Source organism: Roseisalinus antarcticus (assembly GCF_900172355.1).
In the GTDB taxonomy this organism is placed as follows: domain Bacteria; phylum Pseudomonadota; class Alphaproteobacteria; order Rhodobacterales; family Rhodobacteraceae; genus Oceanicola; species Oceanicola antarcticus_A.
On the sequence record NZ_FWFZ01000125.1, the window covers coordinates 1 to 1,384 of the forward strand.

1 protein-coding gene is annotated in these 1,384 nt (G+C 59.3%); it reads left to right on the plus strand.

What is annotated here, in order from left to right:
* Positions 1-96 precede the first annotated feature (96 nt).
* Entirely contained in the window at positions 97-1,353 is a 1,257-nt protein-coding gene (locus ROA7023_RS23515) for an IS256 family transposase (RefSeq protein WP_085881351.1), read from the plus strand.
* The last annotated feature ends 31 nt before the right edge of the window (positions 1,354-1,384 follow it).

Consider the following 1,384-nt stretch of genomic DNA (forward strand, 5'->3'; position numbering starts at 1 on the left):
GAGATATGGTTGAAAGTTGGTGATGGCCCCTGAGGGGCGGCATATCATGGCGGTGCTGAAGCGCCGTCAATTCTCAAAGAGAAAGGGATATGCCACATGTCGAAATCTACCGTTGTTCCATTCGAGCTACCATCGGAATTTTCACCTGATCCGCTGACTGAGGTCATTCAGTTCGGGGCACGCGAGCTATTGCGAACGGCTGTGCAGGCTGAGGTTGCCGGTTTCATGGCGGTTCACGCGCACCTTCTGGACGAGGAAGGTCGCCAGCGTCTGGTGCGCCACGGTTTCTTGCCGGAGCGCGAGGTGATGACCGGGATCGGCACGGTGCCCGTTCAGGTGCCCCGGGTCCGCGACCGGGGTGCGAATGCCGATGGCAGCAAGATCAAGTTCCGTTCATCCTTGGTGCCGCCGTATCTACGCAAAGCGAAGTCCGTCGAGGAGCTGCTGCCCTGGCTCTATCTGAAGGGCATCTCGACGGGGGACTTCAGCGAGGCGCTGGCAGCACTTCTGGGGCCGGATGCCGAGGGGCTGTCGGCCTCGACGATCACGCGATTGAAGGCAACCTGGTGGGATGAATATGAAGCCTGGCGCAAGCGTGACCTGTCGGGCAAGCGCTATGTCTACATCTGGGCGGACGGGGTCTACTTCACGCCCCGTTTGGACGGGGATCGTCAATGTATGTTGGTGATTATCGGCGCTGACGAGTATGGAGAAAAGGACGTTCTGGGGATCATGGACGGGTTCCGGGAGAACGCGGACAGCTGGCGGGACCTGTTACGCGGTCTGAGGAAACGCGGCCTGACGGTGCCGCCCGAGCTTGCTGTCGGTGATGGCGCGCTTGGGTTCTGGACGGCGCTGCGGGATGTCTATCCGACCACCCGTGAGCAGCGGTGCTGGGTCCACAAGACGGCCAACGTCACCGGCGCGATGCCCAAGTCGCTGCGGGAAAAAGCCAAGGCCGATCTGCAGGATATTTGGATGGCCGAGACGAAGAAGGAAGCCAATGCGGCCTTCGATCTCTTCGTGGAAACCTACGGCGTGAAATACGAGCGGGCGGTCAACAAGCTGGTCAAAGACCGCGACGTATTGCTGACCTTCTACGACTTCCCAGCCGAACACTGGAAACACATCCGGACCACGAACCCGATAGAAAGCGTCTTCGCCACGGTCCGCAACCGCACGCGCAAAACCAAAGGATGCCTGAACCGAAAGACCGCCCTCGCCATGGTCTTCAGGCTGATGATGTCCGCCAAGAAAAAGTGGAGGAAAATCTCAGGGCCAAACCGTCTGCCCGAAGTGATCCAGGGGATTGCCTTCAAGGACGGGATCAAGCAACTTCAAAACGCCGCCTGATCAAGCCGTCACCAACTTTTGGGCATAACTC

Coding starts and splice junctions, on each gene's coding strand:
- ROA7023_RS23515 (WP_085881351.1), top strand. CDS start 97: ATGTCGAAATCTACCGTTGTTCCATTCGAGCTACCATCGGAATTTTCA.